Below are 24,158 nucleotides of genomic sequence, written 5' to 3'. Positions count from 1 at the left end.
GCTCAACTCCATTCGGACCCGCGCGCCGACGCCAGGGACAGCACGACCCCGCGGAGCGCGTTGACGACGTCGGGCTGGTTCGCCTCCGGATCGGCGGCCACCTCGTCCGCCAACCGGCGGGCGGTGGCCAGGTCGTCCGGTCGCACGGTGTGCAGGTTGATCAGCACCCGCGCCATGAACAGTCGACCCCACGACCCCGGCTCGGACATCGCCAGCGCCCGGCGCAGCGCGTCCCGGACGTGGCCGTCCGGCAGGCCCTGGCGTTGTCGGGCGGTGGCGGCCAGGGCCCATTCCTCGGCGGCGAGTTGTTCCACGTCGCGATACATGTTCTTGACCGCGAGGTCGCGGTCGAGTTCGAGCGCGCGCAGCAGGTGCCGGCCCGAACGCAGGGTGGCCTGTTCCAGTGCGGCGGGTTCGGTCGCCGGACCGGATTCCAGCTCGCGCACCACGATCCCGCGCCAGTACTCGTTGCGGGCCAGCTCGACCGCGAACGAGCCCTCGGGCGTGCCGATCTCGTCCCAGGCCGGCAGCACCAGCCGGGCCACCCGCTCGACCAGCGGTTCGATCTTTCGGGCCCAGCCCGGCGCGGCCACCACGATCTCGATGTGCCGCCGGGCCGCGTAGAGCAGGGTCCGGGCCAGCCCGAGGTTGCCCGGGTCCACCGCGAGCCACGAGGCGAGCAGTTCGACCACCTCGTCGAAGCGGCCCTCCTCCACGTCGCGCGACGCCTCGGCCAGCACCTCGCGGACCAGGTCGGCCCGGGCACCCAGGACGGCCGAGCGCGGGAAGCCGGACTCGCGGATCAGGTCCATGTGCGAGCGGGCGCGCAGCGGATCGGGCACCCGGTGTTCGGCGGCCAGGGTCAGGTGCGGCGCGAGCAGGTCGCGGGGCAACCGCTCGCGTACCTCCTGCACGATCGCCGCCGGCACCTCGGTCCCGCCGACCGCCTCCAGGTGCTCGTGCATCCGGTCCCAGAACGCGCTGTCGTGGTAGAGCTCGGCCCAGTGCGCCAACCCCCGTTTCCAGTACGGGAACGCCCCCTCGGGATCACCGGCCGCCTCCAGGTCGTAGGCCCGCGCGTGCAGCGCCACCGCGAGGTGGTGGGTGCGCCACGAGCCGCCGCCGCTCGTCCACAGTTCCTCGGCCCGCGCGCTCCACGGTTGCGCGTCGCCGCCGCTGCCCAGGCCGGCGTAGGCGTCGCCGTCCACCGCGTCCTCGCCGACCCCGTGGGCGCGCAGCCGGGCGGCGAACGCGCGCAGCGTCGCCCGGTCAGTCATCGCCGCTCCCCACCACGAGCGTGTCCGCCGCGACCTCGACCCGGACCGAGCCGATCGGCCGACCGGCCGCGTCGCGCTCGTCGAGCAGCCGCAGGACGCCCGGCACCACCGCGTTGACGCAGCGGTTGACCCCGCGGGCGGCCTCCTCGGGTCGGCCGCGCCAGGCCACGGTGGCGATGTGGGCGGCGGCCTCGTCGCTCCAGCGCAGGTCGACGCCGATCTGCTCGCGCAGCCGGGCGGCGAGCCGGGCCAGGCCGTTCTCGGCGATGCCGCGCAATTCGGTGGGGCCGAACGGCGAGTACAGGATCACCTCGTCCACGCGGTTGAGGAACTCGGGCCGGAAGAACCCCTCCATGGTGCGGCGCAGGCGGGCACTCGCGGCCGTGTTGCCGGTGGAGCCCTCGGCCAGGATCGAACCGATCAGGTTGTCCACGCTGTCCACGTCGTCCTCGACCGCCTCGGCCGCCGAGTGCGTCGCGCCCAGGTTGGTGGTCAGGACGACCACCGCGTCGTGCGCCTCGCGGACGGGGCCGGCCGGATCGCTGATCCGACCCTCGTCGAGCAGCCGCAGCAGCGCGTCCAGGACCCGGGCGTCGGCCTTCTCCACCTCGTCGAACAGGAAGACCCGGCGCGGGTTGTCGCGCAGTCCGTTGGTCAACTTGCCCTCGCCGAAGCCGACGTAGCCGGGCGGTGCGCCGATGAAGTTGTTGATCGACTCGCGCGCGCTGAACTGCCCCATCTCGAAGACCAGGACGTCCTCCTCCGAGCCGTAGACGACCTGGGCGAGCAGCCGCGCGGTCATCGTCTTGCCCGACCCGCTGGGGCCGCACAACAACAGGGCCGCGCGTGGCCGGTCGTCCGGGCGGAAGCCGCGGCTCAGCGAGCGCTTGATCAGCTCGATGTGGAAGGCCAGTCGCTCGACCACGCTCTCCTGGCCGATCAGCCGGGAGCGGACCCGGCGCACCGCCTCCTCGGGGGACAGCGGTTCGGCGACCCGGGTCGGCTCGGGCTCGGCGGGTTCGCGGTAGTAGGTGTCCGCGAAGCGGCGCAGCCGGTCCAGGTCCAGGCCGATGTCGCGAAAGAAACCGGCCGCCAGCCCGCTGGGGGTGTCCAGCAGCGCGGCGAGCAGGTCGCGTTCGGTGATCGGCTCGCCCTTGTCCGGATCGCCGCCCGGTTCGGCGCGGATCGCGGCGAAGGCCGCCGCCCGGCGCAGGGTCGAGCGCAGCGACTCGTCCGGCCCGGCGGGCCCGGTGCCCGGCGCGCCGCGGCCCCGGGTGCCGGTGAGCGCGATGGTCTGTTCGCGCAGTGCCCGCACGTCGCGCCGCAGGAACAGGAACGCCTGTTCGAGCAGGCCGCCCGGGGTGGCGGCGAGCGCGTGCAGCAGCAGCGCGATACCGCAACGTTCGTGCCCGAGGCCGGCCGCCTCGGTGGCCATGATCGCCAGCACCCGGCGGGCTCCCGGGCCGAATGGGGCGGGATCGATCGACCCGTCGGCCCGCAGCACCTCGACCGCCGAGCGCGGCGCGGCCACCTCGGCCTGCCAGGCGGCCAGGTCGACCCGGCCGTAGCCGACGAGCAGGTCCACCGCGCCCGCTTCCAGGCGCGGCAACAGCTCGGCGAGCAGCGCCCGTTCGTCGACGTATCCGGCGTCGGCCGCGGCCGTGAAGGCGAGCCGCAGATCGCCGGTGACCGGCAGCCCGCCCAGCAGCCCGGCCGGCCGGTCCTCGCGACCCGGCGCCGCGTCGGCTCGGTCGGCGGCCCCGCCACCGAGCAGGCCGGCCGCGAGCACGTCGGGCGGAATGCCCTGCCGATCGAACAGGCCCGCCGTGCGCCCGCCGTCGATCCGGGCCAGCGCGATCAGCGTGTGCGCGACCTCGACGGTGTCCGCGCCCAGTTCACGCGCCACCGCGGCGGCGCCGGCGAATCGGCGGGTGGCCGCGAGCAGCGCACTGTCGAACACCTGCTCCGGCACCCCCAGGATGTCCGTGTCCACGTCGTCTCCCCCGCCTCGCTCGCCTCGCCCGCCGTCCACGTCGCGCCGCGCACACCGTGCCGGTCACGTCGCGCCGTTCACGCCTCGTCGCCGTCGAGCAGTCGCTCGGCCAGGTCCGCCCGGGCCCGGGCCACCTCCGGCCTGCCCGCGCCCAGGGCGCGTACACCCGAGGCCAGTATTCGGTACGCGGCCGCCGTCGAGACGGCCCGGCCGAGTCGCCCGGCGCGCAGCTCCGCCGGCAACGACTCCACCAACGCGGCGGCCAGTTCGGGGTCGACCCGGGTGACCCGATGCAGCACCAGGCCGGGCCCCAGCGGCGTGCGCCGGGCCCAGGCCGCGCCGTGCCGCTCGAACAGGTCGCGGGCGGCGCCGGCCACCATCGCGTCGTGGTCCTCCAACGCGCCCAGCAACAGGCGCACGGGCCAGCTGTCCGGCTGCGGCCCCGCGGCGTCCTCGGCCTCGCGCAGACCGCGCCGCAGCAGTCGGACCGCACCCATGTCGTCGCCGCGTTCCAGCAGCTCCGCCGCCGCCGACACCAGGGCCGCCGCCGAGCCGGGCCGGGTGCCGGCGGCCGGGCGGCCGTCCCGAGCCGCGACGGCGGCCCGATGCAGTTCGCCGTACTCCGCGTGGTCCGGATCCAGCATCGCCGCCTCGTACAGGAACCGGACCGCCCGACCCGGGTCGCCGCCGGCCAACTCGCGATGCCCCTCGACGGCGAGCCGATGGGCCAGCCGCGGGGCCGCCGCGGCGCACCCCTGTTCGAAGGCGAGCCGGTAGCAGGTCCGGGCCTCGGCCTCCGCACCGCGTGCCGCCGCCCGATCGCCCAGCACACACACCCAGTCGCCGCGCCCGGTCGGCGCCCCCGGCGGCGCCACCACCGGCAACAGCCGCCACAGGTCGTGCTCGGGGTGTCGGCAGGGCTGCTCGAAGCGCTCCTCCAGGCATTCCAGCACGCGCGTGGTGGCGGCCACCCGCCAATGCCGGACCGGCGCGCGCGGGTCCAGTCCGCCGAGCACCTCCAGCAGCGCGCGTTCCAGCGGGCGCGGCCCGTCCGCCAAGGCCCGCTCCAGGGTGCCCCACGTCTCGGCGAAGCCGTTGCCCGGCTGCACCACCCACCAGCGCAGTACCGCGTCCACCGCGCGTGCGTACCGACCCTGCGGGTCGCGTGCGAGCACGTCCGCGAGCATGCGCGCGGCGGTCTGCGGCTGCTGGGCGGCGACCGCCTCGATCTGACTCTCGATCAGTCCCCGGTTGCGGGCCACCTCGGCATCGGAGGCGTTGGCCAGAAAGTCCCGCATCGCGACGAGTCGAGGCTCCACCCCGTCCTCCCGATGCGTGGCCGACCGGAATGCCCGTACCGCCCCGGCATCCGACATGGCGTCTCCCCCGCGAACACGACCGGCCCGACGGTATGGGTCGCGACGACGTACAAGCAGCACGGTACTCGGCCACACCAACGCCGGGCAGCGCACCCGGCGAACCCGTCCCCGTAACGTGATCGTCACCGATGGTGAGAGCGCTCCGGCCGGAAAACCCGGGTGAGAGCGCCCCCGAACATCGGGTAGTATTTCTCTCGCAGCAAGCGCCGCTAGCTCAGTTGGTTAGAGCAGCTGACTCTTAATCAGCGGGTCCGGGGTTCGAGTCCCTGGCGGCGCACAGCGGCAACACCGAGAAGGGCCCCCCGGTTTCCGGCGGGCCCTTCTCGCCGTTCCGCACCGCCCGGCCGCGCGGGGGCCGGTGGCGGTCCTCAGTCCTTGCGCAGTTCGTAGCGCATGGACTGGTCCGGGTCGCCCAACTCGGTGATCAGCCGCGGGTGTGCGCGCGCGCCGCGGGGCCGAAGGCCATCCAGGTAGAACTCCGGCAGAGCCGGCGGGGATTGCGAGCCGGCGGCGGGCCGCGTGGTCAACGTCAGAGTGCCCTCGTCGTACGTCCAACGGCCCTCCCCCGACCAGCGCTCGGCGATCGGCACGGGCAGGTGCTCCGGGTGGTTCTCCTGCCAGTCCCGGCCGGGCAGGCCGTTGGCGACGAATCGTCCGTCGGCGGTCAGGCTCACCCGGCCGCCGCCCGCGTCGTGCCAGGTGCCGACGAACTCGTCGTGGGACAGCGTGACCGAGAGCGGGCCGGTGGCCACGTACACCGTGCCGACCCAACACATCGGGAGGGCGCCGAGGCAACACACGACGACGACCGCGGGAGTGGTGAAGTCGAGCCCGTTCCGGCGCAGTTCCGCCCAGGTGCGGTCGGCCGGGGGCTCCGCACGAAGGGCGTGTTGGGCCCGGGTCAGCGCGAGGACCAGGACGATCGCGGCGACCGCGGCGGCCACCGCCGCGGCGCGGAAGGTCGCGTCGGCGCCGATCACCCAGGAGTCGGCGCCGCGGCCGTCGGAGTCCGCGAACAGGCCCATCCCGACCGAGGTCCACCAGGCCGCCCACATCCCGATCCACAACGTCCACCACACCCGCAGCACGACCCGTAACCGCGCCCCGCCCGCGCAGCCGGCGACGATCGCCCGCATCAGGCCGTAGGGGGCCCAGCACTGGTGGAACGGGATCAGCCAGGGCGCGACGGGGGACCGGGTCAGCTCCGGGGCGAGTTCGCCCGGCCGGAACAGGGCCCGGGACCGCACGGCGGCCACCCAGGCCAGGAACGGCACGCCCGCGACGGCGATCCCGACGATCCATCGCGGTCCGTCGTCCCCGTCGTACTGGCGACCCGTCAGGACCTCCCGGAAGCCGAGCACGTGATCACCGGCGACCACGACCAGCGTGAGCACCGTGAGCAGCGCCCACCATCGCGCCCCGGGCAGCGGGCGAGGCGGTCGCGGCCCCTGGGCCGCCGCCCCCGGTATCGACGCACGTGCCCCACTCGACCCACTCGTCCCGCTCCGCATCGCACAGCCCCTCCACGGTGGCGCCCCCCGCCCGGGCACGTTGTGCCCACACTCGCACGCGAGCCCGCCGGCCGGTGGCGCGGCGCTACTTCAGGTAGTCCTCCAACAACGCGGGGGTGAGGCCGGCGGCCCGGGTCCGATCGACGAAGGACCGGATGTCCGCCTTGAATTCCTTGCGGAAGTGCATCAGCACGATGTCGCCCGGCCGGAGCCGGTCCCCGACGGCGAATTGCATTTCGCCGTTCCGGATCTCGGCGCTCCAATGCACGACGCGCTCGATGCCGCAATCGCCCGCCGCACGCATCGTGTTCTCGTCGTGGTTTCCGTACGGCGGGCGCAGCAGCGTCGGGCGCTTGCCGAAGGCACGTTCGTAGGCGTCGGACGTGCTGCAGATCTGGTTCTTTTGCACGTCGTACGACTTGCCCTGGAGATTGGGGTGGTCCAGGGTGTGATTCTCGATCGCCCCGCCGGTCTCGTCGCGCATCCGCCGGAAGAACTCCGCGTCCTGCCTCGCGTATTGATCGGTCAGGAACAGCGTCGGCCGGATCCCCGCCTCGCGCAGCACCCGAATCATCTCCGGGTCCTTGTACGCCCCGTCGTCGATGGTCAGGAACGCGACCTTGTCCTGGGTCGATATGCGATAGAGCGGCTTTTCCGGCAGCGGTCGCGGAATCGGCTTCGCGGCTATCTGCGCCGTCGTCGGCGCGGTCCCGGCCGCCTGCGGCGACTTCTGTCCCAGGGTGTCCGCGTCGGCGGCGACCAAGCCGGTGATCGCGACCGCGACGAGCAGGGGCACGGCGAGGAGCGCGCTGCGACGCAGGGGGCGATTCCGGCGGTTCTCGGGCGTGTCGAGCAGGCCCGTGGGGTCGTCGTTCCTCGGGGTGCCGGAGTCGTCTGCGAAGGTCATGACGGCGACGCTAATCGGCGCCGCCCATCCGGTTGCCCGCGTCGTCGTTGCGGGTGGCCGTCGGTCATCCGTAGATCGTGTAACAGGGCCCGACGGGTAGGATCGGTCGGATGTCGGTGAAACGTGGCGTTCCGCTGGTTCTATTGCTGTTTGCCCTGATCACCGGGTGCGCGGTGGACTCCGGCGTGCGGGTCGCGGGCAAGCCGGACCCGGTCGGCATACCCCTGGCCCCGGCCCCCTCCGGCGCCGGCCTGAGCATCGACCCGGTCCGCGTCCTGCGCGAGGACTCGGGGGTGAACGCCAAGGTCAAGGCGGCCCTGACGCCGTCCTGCGGCACGTCCTATCCGGTGGTCGCGCAATACCTGAACGCGCCCGGAACGAGCGGGCCGCCGGTGCCCATCGCGGTGGTGTCGGTGTTCCAGTGCGGTGCCGAGACCTGCACGGTGCGCCGGGACGTGGCCGCGTACGTCTACCGGCTCTTCGAGGACGGGCGCACCGAGCGGGTGTTCGATTCCGAGGAGCCCGGCAGCCGGATCGAGATCGGCAAGCAGATGCTGGTACTGCAACTGCCGGTGTACCAGGGCAGCGAACCCGCGGTCTGCCCGTTCGGCGAACACGGGGTCGGACTGCGCTGGGACGGCTCGGAGTTCGTCGAGGACGTCGATGGAAAGGCTGTGTCGTGAGCAAACCGCACGTGCTCCTGGTCGAGGACGACGAGGTCATCCGCGAGGCGACCCAGCTCAATCTGGAACGCGACGGCTTTCGGGTGAGCACCGCCGCCGACGGCGAGGCGGGCCTCGCGGCGTTCCGGGCCGAGGGGCCGGACCTCGCCCTGCTGGACGTGATGTTGCCGCTGATGAACGGGATCAGCCTGTGCCGGCGGATCCGCGCGGAGAGCCTGATCCCGGTGATCATGGTGTCCGCCCGCGACGACCCGATCGACATCGTGGTCGGGCTGGAGGCGGGCGCCGACGACTACGTCACCAAGCCGTTCGACACCGTCGTCCTGCTGGCCCGGATCCGGGCCCTGCTGCGCCGCGCGCAACGCGCCGCGGGTCCGGACCAGGACCCGGGACCGCTGCGCTTCGGGGACCTGGAGATCGACCCCGACGGCGTGCAGGTGCGCCGCAACGGCAAGGTGCTGGCCCTGACGCCGACCGAGATGAAGCTGCTGTTGCGGTTCGCCGAGTCGCCGGGCACGGTGCTCGGTCGGGAGACCCTGCTCGAAGGCGTGTGGGAGTACGCGTGGGGCGGGGACACACGCGTGGTGGATGTGCACGTACAGCGGCTGCGCAACAAGATCGGCGCGCACCGGATCGAGACGGTGCGCGGTTTCGGCTACAAGTTGCGGGCCGGGTCGACCGGGTGAGCCTGCGTTGGCGCATCTCCGCGGTGGTCACGGTGGTCAGCGTGGCGGTCGCCCTCGCGCTGAGCCTGACCGTGCACTTCGCGTTCGCGTACAAGCAGGCGGACGAGGCGCGCAAGCTCCAGGTCGACCGGATCGACCTGGCCCTGCGCGAGTTCGCCCGGACCGGGCAGCCGACCTTCGGCAGCCGGGTGGACGATCCCGCGCTGCCCGGGGCGCTGCGGGTCGCGGTGCGCGACGGCGATCGGGCCACCCAGTTGTCCGACGGGTGGATCTGGGCGGCGGTCGGGGTGGACGGGCACGTGTTGTCGCTGCGCTCCAGCTATCGGGACCGGACCAGCGATCTGGCCTCGCTGGACCGGGTCCTGGTGCTGGGCGCGGTGTGCGTGGTGGTGTGCGGCGCCGCGGCGGGCGTGCTGATCGGGGCGCGGCTGTCGCGCCGACTGCGCCGGGCGGCGGACGCGGCTCGGCGGGTCGCGGCCGGCGAGCGCTCGATCCGGGTCCGGGCGGCGATCGGCGGCAGCAATCGGGACGAGGCCGCCGAACTGGCCACCGCGATGGACGCGATGGCGGACACGCTGCAGGCCCGGTTGGACGCCGAGCGCCGGGTCACCGCCGACATCGCGCACGAGTTGCGCACCCCGCTGACCGGGTTGAGCGCCGCCGCCGACCTGCTGCCCACCGATCGACCGGGCGAGTTGGTCCGGGATCGGGTCCGGGCGCTGCGCTCGCTGGTCGAGGACGTGCTGGAGGTCGCCCGGTTGGACACCGCGACCCAGCGCGCGGATCTGACCGAGGTGGCGCTGGGTGCGTTCGCCGCCCGGCGTGTGGCCACGATCGCGCCCGCGGCCGAGGTGCGGGTGGCGGACGAAGAGGTGGTGATCACCGACCCCCGGCGGCTGGAACGCATCCTGGCGAACCTGCTGACCAACGCGACCAAGCATGGGCTGGCGCCGGTGGTGGTCGAGGTGGACGGGCCGCGCATCCGGGTTCGGGACGCGGGACCGGGTTTCCCGGCCACGCTGCTCCGCGAGGGGCCCAGCAGGTTTCGCAAGGGCACGGACGACCGGGCGGTGGGCGGGCACGGGCTGGGGTTGACCATCGCGATGGGCCAGGCGGCGGTACTGGGCGCGTCGTTGACGCTGGCCAATCCGGAATCGGGCGGGGCGGTGGCGGAGTTGACCCTGCCGTCCGGGGCGTCGGCCGCGCCGTGAGGGCGGGTCGCCTCGGACGGGCGGCTCGCGTCGGGCGGGTGTGTGCCCGCATCGTGCGGAGGGCTCGCCCGCGTTGTGCGGAGGGCTCGCCTCATGGGCGCGGCCCGGCGCTCCCCCGGGCGAATGACAGCGAAGAAGGAGTGTCGCGTGGGTCCTGTGGTCGGTTTGTTGTTGGCTGCCGGTGGTGGGCGCCGGCTCGGTGGGCGGGCCAAGGCCCGGTTGCCGCATCGGGGGCGGCCGTTGGTCGAGTTCGGCATCGGCGAGTTGTTGCGCGGCGGTTGTGACCGGGTCGTCGTGGTGCTCGGCGCCGAGGCCGACGCCGTGCTGGCCGAGGCGGACCTGGCCCGCGCCGTCGTGGTCCGCAACGACGACTGGGCGAGCGGCATGGGCTCCTCGCTCGCCGCCGGCATCGCCGCCCTGCCCACCGACGCCGAGGCGGTCGTGGTCACCCTGGTGGACATGCCCGGCGTGGGCGCCGCGGCCGTCGCGCGCCTGATCGCCGCGGCCGCCGGGCCCGAGGACCTGATCGCGGCGGGCTACACCGGCCGGCGCGGCCATCCGGTGTTGTTCGGCCGCGCGTGGTGGGCCGAATTGGCCCGTACCGCCGAAGGCGACGTCGGCGCCCGAACCCTGCTCGCCGCCCAGCGCGCCCGGGTCCGGCTGATCGAATGCGCGGACATCGCCGACCCGTTCGACATCGACACACCCGCCGACCTGGACCGGCTCACCCCCTGAACGCCGTACGGACCCGGGCCACCCGGCCCGGGTCCGTACGAAGTCTCGTGTGCTCGGCACCGCCCGAGCCCGGTGCTATGCCTGGTTGAAGAACCCGTCGTGGTTCTGCTGCGACGGATCGCCCGTCAGCAGGCGGGCGTCGGCCGGCATCAGCAGGAACACCCGCTTCGCCAGTCGCTCGATCGCACCTCGGCGGCCGAAGGTCAGCCCCGAGGCGAAGTCGACCACCCGCTTGGCGTCCGACTCGTCCATCGACGTCAGGTCGATCACGACCGGAATGTCCTGCCGGAAGTACTCACCGATCGCCCGTGCCTCGTGGTAGCTCTTCGGGTGCACGACGGCGATCCGCGTGCTCGGCCGAGCCGGCGTCTCCGAGGCGGCTGCCCGCGCGGCGAACACCTCCGACGCCGGCACCACGCTGCCCTCCAAGGCGCGCGAACGCGACTCCTCGGGCTCGTCGTCGTAGACCCAGCGCGACCCCGTGTCGTCGTCTTCCGCGTCGTATGTACCGGTCTCGTAGGCACCCGCGCCGGTGCGGTACAGGTCGTCGTCCACGTCCCCCGAACCGATCCCGAGCCACGAGCCGGCCTTGCGCAATGCGCCCATGGGCACCTCCGCGTCCGCTCGTCCCGGCCCCGTCCGGGCTATCTCGTCATCCTCCACTCGACCGAACTGTATGCGAGTGCCGGGCCTGGTGCGTCGAACGACGCGCCTATAAACGGACAGATCATCCAACCGACCTCGAACGGGCGTACCCAGTGCGGCTTCTGACGCCATTTGAGGTCTTTATCCGCGCATTTCGAAGCGAACCGCATCGAAATTCCGGGCGCGTCGTTCGAACACGATAACTCGAACTGATGTACGAATACCCGAATTCCACGAACCGCGGCCGGTCGGGGACGGACACGGACGCACCGGCACGGACCTCTACCGGTGGACCGGGGACAGGTCGCACACTCGGATGCGACATCTTCGGAGGTGAGCATGGATTCGCCTTTCCGCATCGTGCGGCCCCCTCGTCCGCTCGAAGAGCCGTATCCCTCGCGGGCCCGCATCAACGAACAGGTGGGCGCGGTCTGGGAGTGGGGGATGCGCGAGGATCCCGCGGCGGCCGTCCGGCTCTACCACCAGCTCGGCGAGGTCGCGAGTCGGGTGCTCGGCAGCACCGACCGCGACACGCTCAACATCCGCCGGGCCTATACGCACTTCGTCGGTCTGGACGGCGATCCCCGGCGCGCCGCCCAATTGTTGGCCGGCCTGATCCCGGTCGCCGCGCAACACCTGGGCCCCGGCGACTGGGTCACCCTGGACATGCGGCTGTGTCACGCCCGGTTCACCGGCGAGGGCGGCGAACCACCGCGCGCGGTGGCGCTGTTCACCCAGCTCGCGGCGGACATGACGCACGCGCTGGGCGCCGAGGCGGAGAGCACCCTGACCGCGCGCAGCTTCCAGGCCCGGTTCACCGGCGAATCCGGCGACCCGCTCCGGGCCGCCGCGATGTACGGCGCGCTCGCCCTGGACTCGATCCGGATCCTGGGCGCCGATTGCCTGGAATCGCTGGTCGCCCGGGCGGGACACGCGGTCAATCGCGGCCTCGCGGGCCATCGTGGCGAGGCCCTGGCCCTGTACGGACCGCTGGTCGCCGACTTCGCCCGGGTACTGGGTCCCGATCATCCCGAGACCCGTCAAACCCAGGTCTGGCAACAGTATTTCCGAGGGGGAAGCAGCTGATTCCCGTTCCCCGACGGCGGTTAAGGTGGCCTCTCCTGAACGACCGGAACGGGGAACGGTGGTCATGGAAGCACTGCGCGACGGGGATCCGACGCGGCTCGGGCCGTATCGGCTGCGCGGCCGGCTGGGTGAGGGCGGGATGGGCGAGGTCTTCCTCGGCACGTCCCCGAGCGGGGTTCGGGTCGCGGTCAAGACCGTGCGTCCGGAGTTCGCGACCGACCACGGCTTCCGGGACCGGTTCCGGCGCGAGATAGACCTCGCCCGGCGGGTGGACAGCGCCTGGACCGCGCCGATCGCCGAGGCCGACCCGGATGCGCAACCGCCGTGGCTGGCCACCGAATACCTGACCGGGCTGTCGTTGTCCGAGGTGATCGCCCGGTACGGTCCCCTGCCCTGGGGCGCGGTGCGCGTGCTGGGGGCTCAGTTGGCCGAGGCGTTGATGGCGATCCACCGCGCGGGCCTGATCCATCGCGACCTCAAGCCGTCCAACGTCGTGCTCGGCCGGGATCGGCTGCGGGTGATCGACTTCGGCATCTCCCGTGCGGTGGACGACGGCGGCCAGGGACTGACCGGAACCGGACGGGTGGTCGGATCGCCCGCCTTCATGTCGCCGGAGCAGGCGGGCGGGCGCACGCTCGGGCCGGCGAGCGACGTGTTCTCGCTCGGTTCGGTACTGGTGTACGCGGCCACCGGACACGGGCCGTTCCATCGGGATCCGCCGGTGCCGCGGTTGCAGATGATGTTGCGGGTGCTGCGCGACGAACCGGCGCTGGACGAAGTACCGGACATCATCCGGAACTTGCTCGCCGAGTGCCTGGACAAGGAGCCGACCCGGCGACCCGAGCCGATCGCCGTGCTGGAGCGTTGTCTGGGCGGCGGCGAACCGCCGTCCACCACATCGTGGTTGCCGGCCGGGCTCGCGGCCGAGCTGGAGCGGCGCCACCTGCACGATCCGGCGGCGCCGGTCGAGGTGGCAAACGAGATGCCGGAGCCGCCGGCTCGGACCCCGGTCGGCGGAACGGACGACGGCGCATCCACCGCGACGAGCCGGCCGGCGTCGGGCGGTTCGAACGGCACGGGCGGATCGGGCGCGCTTGGTGGGCCGGGTGGGCCGGGTGGGCCCGTTGAGCCGGGCGGACTTGGCGCGCCACCGCCGCAGCCGAGCCTGCCGCCGACCGTCGGCAGCCCGGATCCGCCGCTCGGGAAGCGGGCGTTGGCCCGCCGCACCTTCCTGTTCGGCGGCGGCGCCATCGCCGTGGCCGCGGCGGGTGGCGGCATCGGCTGGATGTTGATGGGCGACGAGGCGGATCCGGGCAAACGGGTGTGGACGTATCCGGCCGGCGCCGCCGCCGGTTGCGCACTGAGCGTGCAGGGCGACCTCGTCTACCACGTCGCCGAAGGCGTGGGCGGCGGCAAGGGCCAGGTCACCGCGATCGACGCGGAGTCCGGCAAACAGGTCTGGCGCAAAGCCACCGCGGGCAGTTCGGTGTCCGCGCCGCTGACCACGAAGAAGCACGTGTTCGTCGTCTCCTGGACGGTGAACACCACGGCATCGGTCCCGGAGCCGTCCCAGCCCTCGACCTGCGTCGTGCACGCGTTCGACCCGATCAACGGCGAACAACGCTGGGTCCTGGAGTACGCGGCCCGCTGGGTCAACCTGCCGGCGGCCCTGGACGGCGAATTGTTGTACCTGGGCGTCGCCGAGGAGAACTCGTTCTCCACCGGCCCCGGCCGGATCGTCGCGATCGACGCGACCACCCACCGGGAGGTGTGGAAGGCGGACATGTCCAGGGACACCGGTTTGCCGGCCACGCCGGTGTTCGCCAACGGTCTGGTCCATGTGTTCGCCGAGCCCCGGAACAGCTCGAACCCGGCGGTGATCCGCGCCTACGACCGCAGCGGTACGCCCAAGTGGGAGATCCCGTTCAAGGACTGCCCGTGGGGTCGCGACGTGGTGCCGGCCGGCGACCGGGTGCTCGCGCTGGTGACCTCGGGTCGGAGCAACGGCCAGTACACCTGGCAGCGCTACGCCCGCGACGCGACCACCGGCGCCGCGGTCTGGGGCCCGATCCCGGTCAAGGGCGGAGCCACCGGCGGTCTCACGCTCGCCGGCGACACCGCGTTCCTGGTCTACGAGGGGGCCGACGACACGGCCCGGTCGGGTGTGGTGGCGGTGGATCCGCTCACCGGCGCACAGGTGTGGAAGTACGAGATGGAGACCCGCAACGTCAGCGGGATCACCCGGGTGGGCGACACCGTCTACGTCGCGAGCCACCCCTCCAAGGCGCAGGCCGGCGTACCGCCCACCGCCTCGGGCACCGCGCCGCCCACGAACGGGCCGGCCACGTCGGTGGCCAAGGGCGCGGTTCACGCCCTGGAGGCGAAGACCGGCAATCTCGTCTGGAAGCGCGAAATGCCGTCCTGCGGCGCGCTGGAGACACCGGTCGTGGCGGACGGCAAGGTATACGTCGCGATGGACGCGACGTCGAGCAATGCGAGTGGCGACGACGCCGCGCACCTGTTCGCGCTGACGGAGAAGACCGGCGAACCGGCCTGGCAGGTCGTCCTGCCGGCGCCGGTGTCGTCCCGGGTGGTGTCGGCGAAGGGCAACGTCTACCTAGGGCAATGGCAGCACCCGGACACCCCGAAGCCGGAGGCATCGGTGGTCGCGTACGAGGGGTGAGCCCGGAAGGGGCTCGGGCGGGCGGCCCGGGTGGGCGCTCGGACGGGCGGGCGGTCGCGCGGCTCGCGCGGCCCGGCTCGGGCGGGCCACACATGAATGGGCGCGAAGCGGGAACGGGAACGAAGTTGTGGGCGGATCGCCCACTCCGCCCCCGCACATCCCCTGCACATTCCTTCCCCTCCCTCCCCTCCCCCTCCCCGAGACGAGGAAGCATGGCCGAGTTGGGACCTGTCGACGCCATCGTGTTGGGCTTTCCGGGCCAGCGGCTGACCTCGTCCGTACTGGAAGCGTTCGAGTCGGTCGAGGAGCGCGGCGACGTGCGGTTGATCGACGCGATGATCGTGGTCAAGGACATCGCGGGCGAGGTGAGCAGCCACGAGGTCAGCGAGTTCGAGGGGCTGCGCGACATGGCGGCGGAGTTGGCCGCGCGCGAGATGTTGGGGCTGGCCGGGGACGAGGACGCCGACCAGATCGGGCAGGTCATGCCGCCCGACTCGCTCGTGGTGGTGCTGTTCGTGGAGAACATCTGGGCCCGCGAGGTGGCGACCCGAATCCGCGATTCGGGCGGCCGGTTGCTCTCCTACACCCGGTTGCCGCAGTCCGTACTGGACGACGCCGAGGAAGCGCTGGCCGGGACACCCGACGGCACCTGAAGAAAACGAATCGATTCCCGAATGGCAAAGTAGGGCAAAATATCGCAACCCACCCTATCGGTTGGCCGTCTCCACCAATGCAAGGGCACATCCCCAAGCAAGCGGAGGTCGACATGACCACCAACATTCGCCGCACGGCCGCCATCACCCTGGCCGCCGGACTCCTCCTCACCGCCGGCGCCGCCGCTCCGGCACTCGCCGCGGAGGGCTCCCCGCCCGGCGTGACCCAGACCCGACAGATCGGCGTCGTGGAGAAGGTGACCGCCTTCTACGACCAATACCTCTCGGCCGTCAACGGCACCAACCCGAACATGAACCCGACCGAGGTCCGCAACGAATTCCTCACCCCCGACCTCAACGCCCGCCTGGACCAGTGGGCCGAGGAGCACGGGGCCGACCCCGTCTTCCGCGCCCAGAACACCCCCCAGAGCCGCGACGTCCGCTACGAAGGCAGCGGCGCAGGCAGCGCCACGGTGATCGTCACCGAACACTTCGGCGACTCCACCATCGACGTCTGGTACCAAGTCCCCCTCGCCGGCGGCCGAATCACCGACCTGACGGACGCCCCGCAGTAGGCCGACGTCGGATCGAACCGAGGGAGGGCCGAGGTGATTCGCCTCGGCCCTCCCTCTTCGCGCCCCGCCCGAATCAGGCCGATTCGGTCGGGAGGCCCGCGGCGGTCCAGTCCTCGATGCCCTCGGCGTACTTGCGGATGTTGGTGTAGCCCAGACGCGTCAGCCGGTCGGCGACTTGGCCGCTGTTCGGGCAGGCGGTGTTCGAGCAGTACGTGACGATCGCCGCGTCGCGGTCGGGCAGGAGGGTCGGGGCGAGGGTGTCGACCTCGTCCCGGACCAGGGCGAGCGCGCCGGGCAGGTGCTGCTTGGCCCAGTACTCCCCACCGAGCGCGTCGACGACGGTCACGGTGCCGGCGGCGATCTCGGCGCGCAGTTCGTCCCGGGTGATGAGTGCGGTCATGGCGGTGCCTCCACCTCACAGAGAATCGGACTATAGTCCGCTTGTGCCAAGAGACGCTAACGGACCGCAGTCCGCTTCTGCAATCCCCCTGGACCTCCTCCGCACCCCACCCCCCAAGGAACGCGCCGACGCCGCCCGCAACCGAGCCGCAGTCCTGGAAGCCGCCGCACGGCTCTTCGCCGAACACGGCGTCGCAGCGGTATCGATGGACCAGGTGGCAACGGCGGCCGGAGTCGGCAAGGGCACGCTGTTCCGCCGCTTCGGCGACAAGTCCGGCCTGGCCGCGGCGCTCCTGGACGCCCGGGAGCGGGTCTTGCAGGAGGCGATCCTGCACGGCCCGCCACCCCTGGGCCCGGGAGCCCCGGCGGCGGAACGCCTCCCCGCGTTCGTCGACGCCTACCTCGACTACCTACTGGAACACCTGGACCTGATCCGCATGTCGGAAACCGCCTCCCCCGGCGCCCGCTACCGCATCGGCGCGTACCGCTTCTGGCACCGCCACGTGACGATCCTGCTGGACGCGACGACCCCCGACCCGGAACACACGGCCCACACACTCCTGGCACCCCTGGCAGCCGAACACGTCACCGCCCTGCTCCCGGAACTGGGCCCGAAACGAATCCGCGCGGGTGCGATCCGGTCGGCTCGGGCCGCAGCGCGCCCCGAGCATCGCTGACGGGCCCCGCCGGCGCTGCGGCCGCTCCCGGCGATCCGCAGCGTCAGCGACCGACCCCCGTCGCGGAGTGCACCCGCCAACTCTCCTCGTATGGGATCCGCGTGCCCGGCGTGCCCCCCGTGTCGAGATGCGCGAGCAGACTTTCGACGTACCGGCTTTCCCCGTCCGTGCGCATCGGGGCGATCTTCGCGCCGGAGAACTTGCGCACGACGCTCGCATCGGCGTCCGTCCACAGGCGGTCGACGGCCAGCGCCAAGCGGTCGAGAAGGTACTCGAACGTCCGGTGGGAGAACTGCAGTTCCGACCCCGCAGGCGGTTCGAGGCTGGGGTGGGCCGTGAAACCGCGCAGCTTGACCAGGGCGTCGGACTCGGGAACGGACTCACCCTCCGCGACCGTCTCCAGGTTCTCCAGATGGTTCAGCCCATTGCGCAACCGCTGCGTGACGCCCTGTTCGGTGCGCTCCGAGACGCATCGCCCGACGAGTTCGGCCCCGTCGAGCGACAGCGACGCGGCGGCGAGGTACTGCCCCTGCGTCACCAACAAGCCCGCCGACGCGATGTATTCGCGCAGCACGCCGGCGGTGTACAGGTACTTGCAGCCGTACGGCGGTATCCCGTACCGCGCGGCGACCGGCGCCCAGACCTCGGCCTCACCTCGCGGCAACGCGTGCCGGGTACGGCGAATCGATGACTTCATGGCCACATGGGTACCGGTGCGCACAACCCTCGGACAACCGGATTTCTCCGCATGGCGTCCCGACCGAGTATGCGACGGACGTTCTCGGTGTCGGTCGCGAGTTGTCCGTCGAGTACACGCTCGACTGAGGATCCGGGGTCAGTCGCCGGCGGGCCTTGGCACGGGTGGGGTCGGTTGGGTGGTGGGCTTTGCCGGTTGCCGGCGGAACAGGACCGGGGCGGCGGCCAGGGAGGCCAACAGGGTGCCGGCGCCCGCCAGTTGCAGGGCGCCCGCGCCGCCGAGGGAGGTTGCCGTCGGGCCGCCCAGGGCCGTGCCGGTCAGGTTCGCGGCGTTGAGGGCCGCGCTGGAGGAGGCGAACGCGCGGCCTCGGGTTTCCCGTGGAACGCGGGCGTGGATCAGGTTGCGGATGGCCAGGTTCTGGAGGGTGTTGGCCACGCCCGTCAGGACGAAGGCGACGAAGGAGACGGCGAGGATCGGTACGGTCGCGCTGACGAACAGGGCCCCGCCCATCATCGCCCCGGCCCCGGCCAGGACCCGGGGTTGCCAGGCCAACGGGATGCGCGCGGCCAGGAACGCGGCGGCGAGGAGCATGCCGACGGTGTGGCCGGTGACCAGCCACCCGTAGCCCGCGTCCGAGGCGCCCAGATCGTCCCGGATGAAGAAGACCCGCGCCACGTTCAGCATCGCGGTGAACACGATCGCGGTCGCCAGCGCCGGGATCGCCACCCGCAACAACCGGTCGCCGCCGAGCACGCCGACCCCCTGGCGCACCTGGCCGAGCCACCCGAGTCGAGCGTCGCCGGCGGCCGGCTCGCGGCGGATCCGCAGGACGACGAACACCGCGGCCACCACCGCGAAGGACCCCGCGTTGCCCAGCAGAACGGCCCGATCACCGACCACGGCGACCAGCACCCCGGCCAGGGCCGGCCCCGCCACGTTGCCGACCGAGCGAAACGTCTCCAGGCGCGCGAACCCTCGGGTCGTGTCCGCGTCGCCCACGATCTCGGGTACCAGGAGCTGAAGCGTCGGCGAGACCACCGCCAAACCGGCGCCCAGCAGTGCCAGCAGCACGATGGTGGCCACGACGTCCGTGGTGAGCGCCAACCCGAGCGCCACCGCCGCCTGGAGCCCGGTCACCGTCACCACCAGCCGACCACTCTCCGCCCGATCCGACAACGGACCCGCCAACGGCCCGACCACGACGATCGGCAACACGCTCGCGATCACCAACGCCGAGATCACCACCCCGGACCGTCCTTGATCGTGTAATCGCAGGGTCAACACGACCATGGCCATCTGGTCGCCCATCGAGGACAACCCGTAGGCGGCGGCCACCACGGAGAGCACGACGTTCGCATTCCGACGCATCCCGCGATGCTGCCGGCCGCAAAGGCCGGTCGGCACCCGCGAGATGCCCCCGACCGCCTCGGGATTCGGGGGGCCGGCCGCGGGGCCACCCGCCGCGACCGCTCCGCTGATCGTGATGCGCCACGTGCAGCCACGCGGTCGAGCCGGCCGGCGTGTTGCCGGTGGGGATTAACCGCGGACGCGGACGATGTTGTCGCAGTGATCAAGGTGATCCACCCGCACGAACAGCAGGAGTTGACCAACATGGCGGAGCGAGCCCGTATCGGTGTGACCGGCCTGGCTGTGATGGGGCGCAACCTGGCCCGCAACTTCGCGCGGCACGGGCACACCGTCGCCGTGCACAACCGGACCTCGGCCAAGACCCGGGCGTTGGTCGACGAGTTCGGCGACGAGGGCACCTTCCTGCCCGCCGACACCGCCGAGGAGTTCGTCGCACTACTGGAGCCGCCTCGGCGGCTGGTGATCATGGTCAAGGCCGGTGCGCCCACCGACGCGGTGATCGACGAGTTCGCCGCGCTGCTCGAACCCGGCGACATGATCGTCGACGGCGGCAACGCGCACTTCGCCGACACCCGCCGGCGCGAGGCCGCGCTGCGCGAGCGCGGGATCCACTTCGTCGGCTCCGGGATCTCCGGCGGCGAGGAGGGCGCGCTGCTCGGCCCGAGCATCATGCCGGGCGGCTCCCCCGAGTCGTATGCCGCGCTCGGCCCGATCCTGGAGGACATCGCCGCGAAGGTCGACGGTGTGCCGTGTTGCGCGCACATGGGCCCGGACGGCGCCGGTCACTTCGTCAAGATGGTGCACAACGGCATCGAGTACGCCGACATGCAGCTGATCGCCGAGGCGTACGACCTGCTCGATCGCGCGCTGGGGTGGCAACCCGCCCGGATCGCCGAGGTGTTCCGGACCTGGAACTCCGGCCGACTGGAGTCCTACCTGATCGAGATCACCGCCGAGGTACTCGCGCACACCGACGCGGCCACCGGCCGGGCGTTCGTCGACGTGGTCCAGGACCGGGCCGAGCAGAAGGGCACCGGCCGATGGACCGTGCAGACCGCGCTGGACCTCGGTGTTCCGGTCAGCGGTATCGCCGAGGCGGTGTTCGCCCGGTCGTTGTCCGGACACGCCGACCTGCGCGCGGCGGCCCGGGAGTTGCCCGGTCCGACCCGCACCACGCTCGACGCGGACGCGGCCGACCGCTTCGCCGACGATGTCGAGCAGGCGCTGTACGCGTCCAAGATCGTGGCGTACGCGCAGGGCATCCATCAGATCGAGGCAGGCAGTGCCGAATACGACTGGTCGATCGATCCCGGTAAGGTCGCCGAGATCTGGCGTGGCGGCTGCATCATCCGGGCCCGCTTCCTGAATCGCATCCGGGAGGCGTACGAGGCCGACCGCAAGCCCGACTCGCTGCTGACCGCCGACTACTTCCGAAACGCGATCGCCGGCGCCCAGGACGCCTGGCGTCGGGTGGTCGTCACCGCCGCCGAACTGGGCATCCCCACCCCGGGCTTCGCCGCCGCGCTGTCCTACTACGACGGCCTGCGCTCGCCCCGCCTGCCGGCCGCGCTGATCCAGGGGCAGCGGGACTACTTCGGTGCGCACACCTACCGCCGGGTGGACCGCGAGGGTTCCTTCCACACCGAGTGGTCCGGCGACCGCACCGAGCACTCGGTCTGATCGAGGGCGGAGCCGGCCACCGGCAGCGGCCACCACACGGCCGCTGCCGGTCCGGATCACCTCACTCCCAGCGCCCCGCCAGCAGCCGCGTCATCGCGCCCGTCAACGACCCGCGCAACTGTCGACGCACCGGCGGCGTCAGGTGCCGCAGCCACAGATGCGCCGCCCGCTCACCCATCAGCCCCACGCACAACAGCGGATCCTCGAACAGGAACGCCGGCGCGTGCCAGCTCACGCACACGTTCGGATCGGGGTCCACGGCCGGCACCCGCCGGATGCCCACCGCGGCCAGCCCGGTGGCGCAGAGCAGACAGCAGCCCCCGCCGACCTCCATCGCGGTATCCGTGAACTCGCCCGATTCCAAAGGCAGTCCGTGCATCCGGGCCTGCTGGAGGCAATCCATCTCGGCGTGCAGCCCGCGCTTGGGCGAGCCCTCGAAAATCCGCCGGCCGAAGCTCATCACACAGTCCGCGTCGGGCTTGGCCGGCACCGCCCGCCCGAGCGTCTCGACCCGCCCCTCGGCGGCCCGCACCCACCCCACCCAGTCACCGGCGATCTTCGGCACGATCATCTCGGCGGGCGGTGTCTGCACCCGGCCGCCGGAAACCTTCGGACAGTACTCGCAGTGCATGGCGCCTCCCCAGGGACGACATGCCGCAAGCTAGCGTGCGCGGGGTCGAACCCGCCAGCACAAGACCGGCCGACAATCACCGGAAAACCACCACTTGTGCGGCCGAAGGGACTCGAACCCTCATATCCTCTCGGACGGCAGGACCTAAACCTGCTGCGTCAACCAATTGCGCCACGGCCGCGCGACCGACCTGCGCGACAACGCCCCGAGGTCGACCACGCCTCATGCTAGTGCCCACCGGATCGACCGGCCGGCATATATCCCCCCACGACCAACCATCCGGCCGAGCCCGAGCCGACGTCGAGTCGACCTCGAAGCCGTTCCCGAGCCGCCCCCGCGGTGGCCCGCGACGCCCGTCCCTCAGCGGATCAGCCGCCCGGTCGCCCGCCGCGCCAGCGCCAACGCGCTCTCCCGAGTCGTCCCGCCCAGTCCGAGCACCGTGCGCGTACTCAGCCCCTCCAACAGCGCGAGCAACTCCGAGGCGACCGCGTCCGGATCGTCGATCAGCAATACCTGACGCTCCGCACCCCGGGTCAGGACGGTGACCAGGTCGGCGTGCCAGCCGAGGTCGATCTCGTCCTGCGCGACCCGCAGTTCCACGTTGCCGGCCGTCCTGGCCCACAGCTCCAGCCACAACATCCAGCGCGGATCGCGCGGGCCGACCGGCAGGTACAGGCCCAGGAACAGGTCGAGCTTGCGATCGGCCGCGACCCGGCGCGCGAGCAGCCGGGCCCGCTCCTCGCCCAACCGCTCCTCACTCCAGCGCAGCGCGGCCAGCAACAACCGATCCTTGCTGCCGAAGTAGTACAGGATGTGCCCGCCGCTGGTGCCCAGGCGCTCCGCGAGACCGGACATGGTCAGCTTGGCCAGGCCGTGCTCGGCGATCGCCGTTATGGCCTCCTCGAGCATCCGATCCTGGGCGATCCGACCGTCGCTCCGCCGCGTGGCCACCACCGACACCCGCCTTTCGATCGCGCGGCCGACCCACGACCCGCTCGCGCAAGGGCTCGACCCTATCCCGCCGGCCACGCCGACCTTGAACGACGGTCAAATTCTGGTCGGGTTCGCCACGAACTCTTGACACCTTCCTTGCTCGCAGCGCACCTTGAGTGGCGTTCAAAGTTCTTGAATGCCATTCAAGCTTCCGGTTCGGCCCGAACGCCCACGAAGGCCACACCGCACACCATGAGGAGGAGGTCCGGTGACCCTGCCCCGCACGGACTCCACGAGCGGCGCGGCAAGCGGCGACGCATCCGCCGCCCCGCGCACCACCCCCGCCGCCGACCCGCCCGGCGTCGGCCGGGGGGTCGCCTCCGACGAGCTCTTCCAGGTGGAGACCCGCGGGATCGACCCGATCCCGGACGACGAACGACACGGCAGCGCCAAGGACGTCTTCTGGCTCTGGTTCGGCTCGAACCTGTCGTTCACGTTCGTCATCAACGGCACCCTCGCGGTGATGTTCGGCCTCTCCTTCTGGGCCGCCATCGCCGTGGTGGTGGTCACCGGTCTGTCCTTCTTCGCGGTCGGTGCGCTCGGCCTGGCCGGGGTCCGCACCGGCACCGCGACGCTGGTGATCTCGCGCGCCGCGTTCGGCGTACACGGCAACTTCCCGGCCGGCCTGCTGAACTGGGTGGTCGGCATCGGATACACCATCCTCAACACCGTGGTCGGCACCTTCGCGCTCGAAGGGCTGTTCGCCAAGCTCGGCTGGGCCGGCGGCGACCTCGCCCGGGTGGTCGCGCTCGCGATCACCCTCTCGCTCACCTTCGCCGTGGCGATGTGGGGGCACGCCACCGTGCAGGCCGCCGAACGCTGGATGGCCTACGTGCTGGGCATCGGCTTCGGCCTGCTGATCCTGTTCGTGGTCCCGGGCCTGGAGACCGGAGCCGCGCCGGAGACCTCGAACAGCTTCCACGCGATCTCGCTCGCCGTGCTCGTCCTGGTCGCCGGCCCGATCTCCTACCTGCCGATGCCCTCGGACTACACCCGTTATCTGCCCCGGGACACCTCGCTGCGCTCGATCACCCTGTGGGGCGCGGCCGGCGGGATGCTCTCCTCGGTGCTGCTCGGCGTGGTCGGCGTGGCCGCCGCCACCCAGGCGGACATGACCGACCCGGTGGCCGGTGTCGCCGACCTGGTGCCGAACTGGTTCGAGGCGCTGTTCCTGCTGCTCGTGGTGGGCGGCTCGATCACCAACTCGATCCTGACCCTGTACTCCTCCAGCCTGAACCTCCAGGTGCTCGGCATCCCGTGGTCGCGCTCCAAGGGCATCCTGGTCAGCACCGCGTGCATCCTGGTCGGCTCGTTGTGGGCGCTGTTCAACGGCAACTTCACCGACAACCTGACCAGCTTCCTGTCCGTGCTCGTGGTGGTGTTCGCGCCGTGGGGCGGGGTGTTCATCGCGGACACGCTGATGCGCCGCTGCCGCTACGACGCCGACGGCCTGCACGACCTGCGCGGCGGCGCCTACCGGTATCGCGGCGGTTTCCACCCCGCCGGGATGATCGCGCTCGCCGCCGGCATCGTCTTCGCCTGCCTGACCGCCGAGTCCGCGCTGTGGACCGGCGCACTGGTGGAGACCTTCGACGGCGACTTCACCCTGCTGGGCGCGGTCGTCTCCGGCGGCCTGTACTGGCTGCTCGCCCGCCGCGAACCGCAATTCGCCGAGCGCTGACCGACCCC

Annotated in this window: 23 protein-coding genes and 2 tRNA genes; 13 read left to right on the top strand and 12 right to left on the bottom strand. The window is 72.1% G+C overall.

The genetic code is table 11. From position 1 onward, the window contains the following. Positions 1–2 precede the first annotated feature (2 nt). The 3 genes from ABZ374_RS07390 to ABZ374_RS07380 all read right to left on the bottom strand — a co-directional run bounded on the left by ABZ374_RS07390 (position 3) and on the right by ABZ374_RS07380 (position 4,646). Positions 3–1,277 (bottom strand): hypothetical protein, encoded by a 1,275-nt coding sequence (locus ABZ374_RS07390; protein WP_360307507.1) that lies wholly within the window; start codon positions 1,275–1,277, stop codon positions 3–5. Next, positions 1,270–3,270: an AAA family ATPase gene (locus tag ABZ374_RS07385; protein ID WP_360307504.1), complete on the bottom strand. Its 2,001-nt coding sequence runs from the start codon at positions 3,268–3,270 to the stop codon at positions 1,270–1,272. The genes ABZ374_RS07390 and ABZ374_RS07385 overlap by 8 nt, the downstream gene beginning before the upstream one ends. A gap of 77 nt (positions 3,271–3,347) precedes the next feature. Beyond that, positions 3,348–4,646: a hypothetical protein gene (locus tag ABZ374_RS07380; RefSeq protein WP_360307501.1), complete on the bottom strand. Its 1,299-nt coding sequence runs from the start codon at positions 4,644–4,646 to the stop codon at positions 3,348–3,350. Between the two features lie 206 nt (positions 4,647–4,852). Here ABZ374_RS07380 and ABZ374_RS07375 point away from each other — a divergent pair. Continuing rightward, positions 4,853–4,926, top strand: a tRNA-Lys gene (locus tag ABZ374_RS07375). 91 nt (positions 4,927–5,017) lie between these two features. Here the strand turns inward: ABZ374_RS07375 and ABZ374_RS07370 are convergent. Continuing rightward, positions 5,018–6,043 carry a DUF4328 domain-containing protein gene (locus tag ABZ374_RS07370; RefSeq protein WP_360307498.1) on the bottom strand — a complete coding sequence of 342 codons (1,026 nt, stop codon included), beginning with the start codon at positions 6,041–6,043 and terminating at the stop codon, positions 5,018–5,020. Between the two features lie 202 nt (positions 6,044–6,245). Further along, positions 6,246–7,067: a polysaccharide deacetylase family protein gene (locus ABZ374_RS07365; protein WP_360307495.1), complete on the bottom strand. Its 822-nt coding sequence runs from the start codon at positions 7,065–7,067 to the stop codon at positions 6,246–6,248. Between the two features lie 110 nt (positions 7,068–7,177). On the opposite strand from ABZ374_RS07365, the gene ABZ374_RS07360 reads away from it, so the two are divergent. The 4 genes from ABZ374_RS07360 (at position 7,178) to ABZ374_RS07345 (ending at position 10,382) form a co-directional block, all read left to right on the top strand. Beyond that, positions 7,178–7,750 carry a hypothetical protein gene (locus ABZ374_RS07360; RefSeq protein WP_360307492.1) on the top strand — a complete coding sequence of 191 codons (573 nt, stop codon included), beginning with the start codon at positions 7,178–7,180 and terminating at the stop codon, positions 7,748–7,750. Next, positions 7,747–8,436, top strand: a complete 690-nt coding sequence (gene cseB, locus ABZ374_RS07355) for a two-component system response regulator CseB (protein WP_360307489.1) — start codon at positions 7,747–7,749, stop codon at positions 8,434–8,436. The genes ABZ374_RS07360 and cseB overlap by 4 nt, the downstream gene beginning before the upstream one ends. Then, the gene (locus tag ABZ374_RS07350) at positions 8,433–9,647 is read left to right on the top strand and encodes a HAMP domain-containing sensor histidine kinase (protein WP_360307486.1); all 1,215 of its coding nucleotides are present in this window, start codon (positions 8,433–8,435) and stop codon (positions 9,645–9,647) included. The genes cseB and ABZ374_RS07350 overlap by 4 nt, the downstream gene beginning before the upstream one ends. A gap of 123 nt (positions 9,648–9,770) precedes the next feature. Continuing rightward, positions 9,771–10,382: a nucleotidyltransferase family protein gene (locus ABZ374_RS07345; RefSeq protein WP_360307483.1), complete on the top strand. Its 612-nt coding sequence runs from the start codon at positions 9,771–9,773 to the stop codon at positions 10,380–10,382. A gap of 75 nt (positions 10,383–10,457) precedes the next feature. Here the strand turns inward: ABZ374_RS07345 and sepF are convergent, their stop codons facing one another. Continuing rightward, positions 10,458–10,988, bottom strand: a complete 531-nt coding sequence (gene sepF, locus ABZ374_RS07340; RefSeq protein ID WP_360307480.1) for a cell division protein SepF — start codon at positions 10,986–10,988, stop codon at positions 10,458–10,460. 378 nt (positions 10,989–11,366) lie between these two features. Here sepF and ABZ374_RS07335 point away from each other — a divergent pair, with 378 nt between their 5' ends. The 4 genes from ABZ374_RS07335 to ABZ374_RS07320 all read left to right on the top strand — a co-directional run bounded on the left by ABZ374_RS07335 (position 11,367) and on the right by ABZ374_RS07320 (position 16,024). After that, positions 11,367–12,113: a hypothetical protein gene (locus ABZ374_RS07335; RefSeq protein WP_360307477.1), complete on the top strand. Its 747-nt coding sequence runs from the start codon at positions 11,367–11,369 to the stop codon at positions 12,111–12,113. Positions 12,114–12,177: 64 nt separating this feature from the next. Next, positions 12,178–14,796 (top strand): serine/threonine-protein kinase, encoded by a 2,619-nt coding sequence (locus tag ABZ374_RS07330; protein ID WP_360307474.1) that lies wholly within the window; start codon positions 12,178–12,180, stop codon positions 14,794–14,796. A 212-nt stretch (positions 14,797–15,008) separates the two neighbouring features. Continuing rightward, the gene (locus tag ABZ374_RS07325) at positions 15,009–15,449 is read left to right on the top strand and encodes a DUF6325 family protein (protein ID WP_360307471.1); all 441 of its coding nucleotides are present in this window, start codon (positions 15,009–15,011) and stop codon (positions 15,447–15,449) included. 113 nt (positions 15,450–15,562) lie between these two features. Then, the gene (locus ABZ374_RS07320) at positions 15,563–16,024 is read left to right on the top strand and encodes a hypothetical protein (protein ID WP_360307469.1); all 462 of its coding nucleotides are present in this window, start codon (positions 15,563–15,565) and stop codon (positions 16,022–16,024) included. A gap of 73 nt (positions 16,025–16,097) precedes the next feature. Here the strand turns inward: ABZ374_RS07320 and ABZ374_RS07315 are convergent, their stop codons facing one another. Further along, a complete protein-coding gene (locus ABZ374_RS07315) occupies positions 16,098–16,424 on the bottom strand; it encodes a rhodanese-like domain-containing protein (protein ID WP_360307466.1) in 327 nt (108 codons plus the stop codon). Between the two features lie 43 nt (positions 16,425–16,467). On the opposite strand from ABZ374_RS07315, the gene ABZ374_RS07310 reads away from it, so the two are divergent. Next, on the top strand, positions 16,468–17,100 hold the full coding sequence (locus tag ABZ374_RS07310; RefSeq protein WP_360307463.1) for a helix-turn-helix domain-containing protein: 633 nt from the start codon (positions 16,468–16,470) through the stop codon (positions 17,098–17,100). A gap of 43 nt (positions 17,101–17,143) precedes the next feature. Here ABZ374_RS07310 and ABZ374_RS07305 read toward each other — a convergent pair whose 3' ends face one another. Together ABZ374_RS07305 and ABZ374_RS07300 are read right to left on the bottom strand one after the other, a co-directional pair. Next, positions 17,144–17,797 (bottom strand): hypothetical protein, encoded by a 654-nt coding sequence (locus ABZ374_RS07305; RefSeq protein WP_360307460.1) that lies wholly within the window; start codon positions 17,795–17,797, stop codon positions 17,144–17,146. 138 nt (positions 17,798–17,935) lie between these two features. Then, the gene (locus ABZ374_RS07300) at positions 17,936–19,165 is read right to left on the bottom strand and encodes an MFS transporter (RefSeq protein WP_360307457.1); all 1,230 of its coding nucleotides are present in this window, start codon (positions 19,163–19,165) and stop codon (positions 17,936–17,938) included. A gap of 243 nt (positions 19,166–19,408) precedes the next feature. On the opposite strand from ABZ374_RS07300, the gene gndA reads away from it, so the two are divergent. Further along, complete coding sequence (gene gndA / locus ABZ374_RS07295) at positions 19,409–20,845, top strand: NADP-dependent phosphogluconate dehydrogenase (protein WP_360307791.1); 1,437 nt, start codon at positions 19,409–19,411, stop codon at positions 20,843–20,845. A 61-nt stretch (positions 20,846–20,906) separates the two neighbouring features. Here the strand turns inward: gndA and ABZ374_RS07290 are convergent, their stop codons facing one another. The 3 genes from ABZ374_RS07290 to ABZ374_RS07280 all read right to left on the bottom strand — a co-directional run bounded on the left by ABZ374_RS07290 (position 20,907) and on the right by ABZ374_RS07280 (position 22,385). Next, positions 20,907–21,476 (bottom strand): hypothetical protein, encoded by a 570-nt coding sequence (locus tag ABZ374_RS07290; RefSeq protein ID WP_360307454.1) that lies wholly within the window; start codon positions 21,474–21,476, stop codon positions 20,907–20,909. 97 nt (positions 21,477–21,573) lie between these two features. Beyond that, positions 21,574–21,657: transfer RNA gene (locus ABZ374_RS07285), tRNA-Leu, on the bottom strand. A gap of 179 nt (positions 21,658–21,836) precedes the next feature. Then, the gene (locus ABZ374_RS07280; protein ID WP_360307451.1) at positions 21,837–22,385 is read right to left on the bottom strand and encodes a TetR/AcrR family transcriptional regulator; all 549 of its coding nucleotides are present in this window, start codon (positions 22,383–22,385) and stop codon (positions 21,837–21,839) included. Positions 22,386–22,419: 34 nt separating this feature from the next. Between ABZ374_RS07280 and ABZ374_RS07275 the strand changes: the two genes are divergently transcribed. Both ABZ374_RS07275 and ABZ374_RS07270 read left to right on the top strand, forming a co-directional pair. Then, positions 22,420–22,557, top strand: coding sequence for a hypothetical protein (locus ABZ374_RS07275; RefSeq protein ID WP_360307449.1), 138 nt, complete (start codon positions 22,420–22,422; stop codon positions 22,555–22,557). A 249-nt stretch (positions 22,558–22,806) separates the two neighbouring features. Further along, the gene (locus tag ABZ374_RS07270) at positions 22,807–24,150 is read left to right on the top strand and encodes a cytosine permease (RefSeq protein WP_360307788.1); all 1,344 of its coding nucleotides are present in this window, start codon (positions 22,807–22,809) and stop codon (positions 24,148–24,150) included. Positions 24,151–24,158 lie beyond the last annotated feature (8 nt).

Source organism: Embleya sp. NPDC005971 (assembly GCF_040629175.1).
In the GTDB taxonomy this organism is placed as follows: Bacteria; Actinomycetota; Actinomycetes; order Streptomycetales; family Streptomycetaceae; genus Embleya.
The sequence above is the reverse complement of the archived record's forward strand: the minus strand, read 5'-3'. Positions and strand labels throughout refer to the sequence as shown.

Coding starts and splice junctions, on each gene's coding strand:
- ABZ374_RS07390 (WP_360307507.1), bottom strand. CDS start 1,277: ATGACTGACCGGGCGACGCTGCGCGCGTTCGCCGCCCGGCTGCGCGCC.
- ABZ374_RS07380 (WP_360307501.1), bottom strand. CDS start 4,646: ATGTCGGATGCCGGGGCGGTACGGGCATTCCGGTCGGCCACGCATCGG.
- ABZ374_RS07365 (WP_360307495.1), bottom strand. CDS start 7,067: ATGACCTTCGCAGACGACTCCGGCACCCCGAGGAACGACGACCCCACG.
- ABZ374_RS07360 (WP_360307492.1), top strand. CDS start 7,178: ATGTCGGTGAAACGTGGCGTTCCGCTGGTTCTATTGCTGTTTGCCCTG.
- ABZ374_RS07345 (WP_360307483.1), top strand. CDS start 9,771: ATGACAGCGAAGAAGGAGTGTCGCGTGGGTCCTGTGGTCGGTTTGTTG.
- sepF (WP_360307480.1), bottom strand. CDS start 10,988: ATGGGCGCATTGCGCAAGGCCGGCTCGTGGCTCGGGATCGGTTCGGGG.
- ABZ374_RS07335 (WP_360307477.1), top strand. CDS start 11,367: ATGGATTCGCCTTTCCGCATCGTGCGGCCCCCTCGTCCGCTCGAAGAG.
- ABZ374_RS07330 (WP_360307474.1), top strand. CDS start 12,178: ATGGAAGCACTGCGCGACGGGGATCCGACGCGGCTCGGGCCGTATCGG.
- ABZ374_RS07325 (WP_360307471.1), top strand. CDS start 15,009: ATGGCCGAGTTGGGACCTGTCGACGCCATCGTGTTGGGCTTTCCGGGC.
- ABZ374_RS07320 (WP_360307469.1), top strand. CDS start 15,563: ATGACCACCAACATTCGCCGCACGGCCGCCATCACCCTGGCCGCCGGA.
- ABZ374_RS07315 (WP_360307466.1), bottom strand. CDS start 16,424: ATGACCGCACTCATCACCCGGGACGAACTGCGCGCCGAGATCGCCGCC.
- ABZ374_RS07305 (WP_360307460.1), bottom strand. CDS start 17,797: ATGAAGTCATCGATTCGCCGTACCCGGCACGCGTTGCCGCGAGGTGAG.
- ABZ374_RS07300 (WP_360307457.1), bottom strand. CDS start 19,165: ATGCGTCGGAATGCGAACGTCGTGCTCTCCGTGGTGGCCGCCGCCTAC.
- gndA (WP_360307791.1), top strand. CDS start 19,409: ATGGCGGAGCGAGCCCGTATCGGTGTGACCGGCCTGGCTGTGATGGGG.
- ABZ374_RS07290 (WP_360307454.1), bottom strand. CDS start 21,476: ATGCACTGCGAGTACTGTCCGAAGGTTTCCGGCGGCCGGGTGCAGACA.
- ABZ374_RS07280 (WP_360307451.1), bottom strand. CDS start 22,385: ATGCTCGAGGAGGCCATAACGGCGATCGCCGAGCACGGCCTGGCCAAG.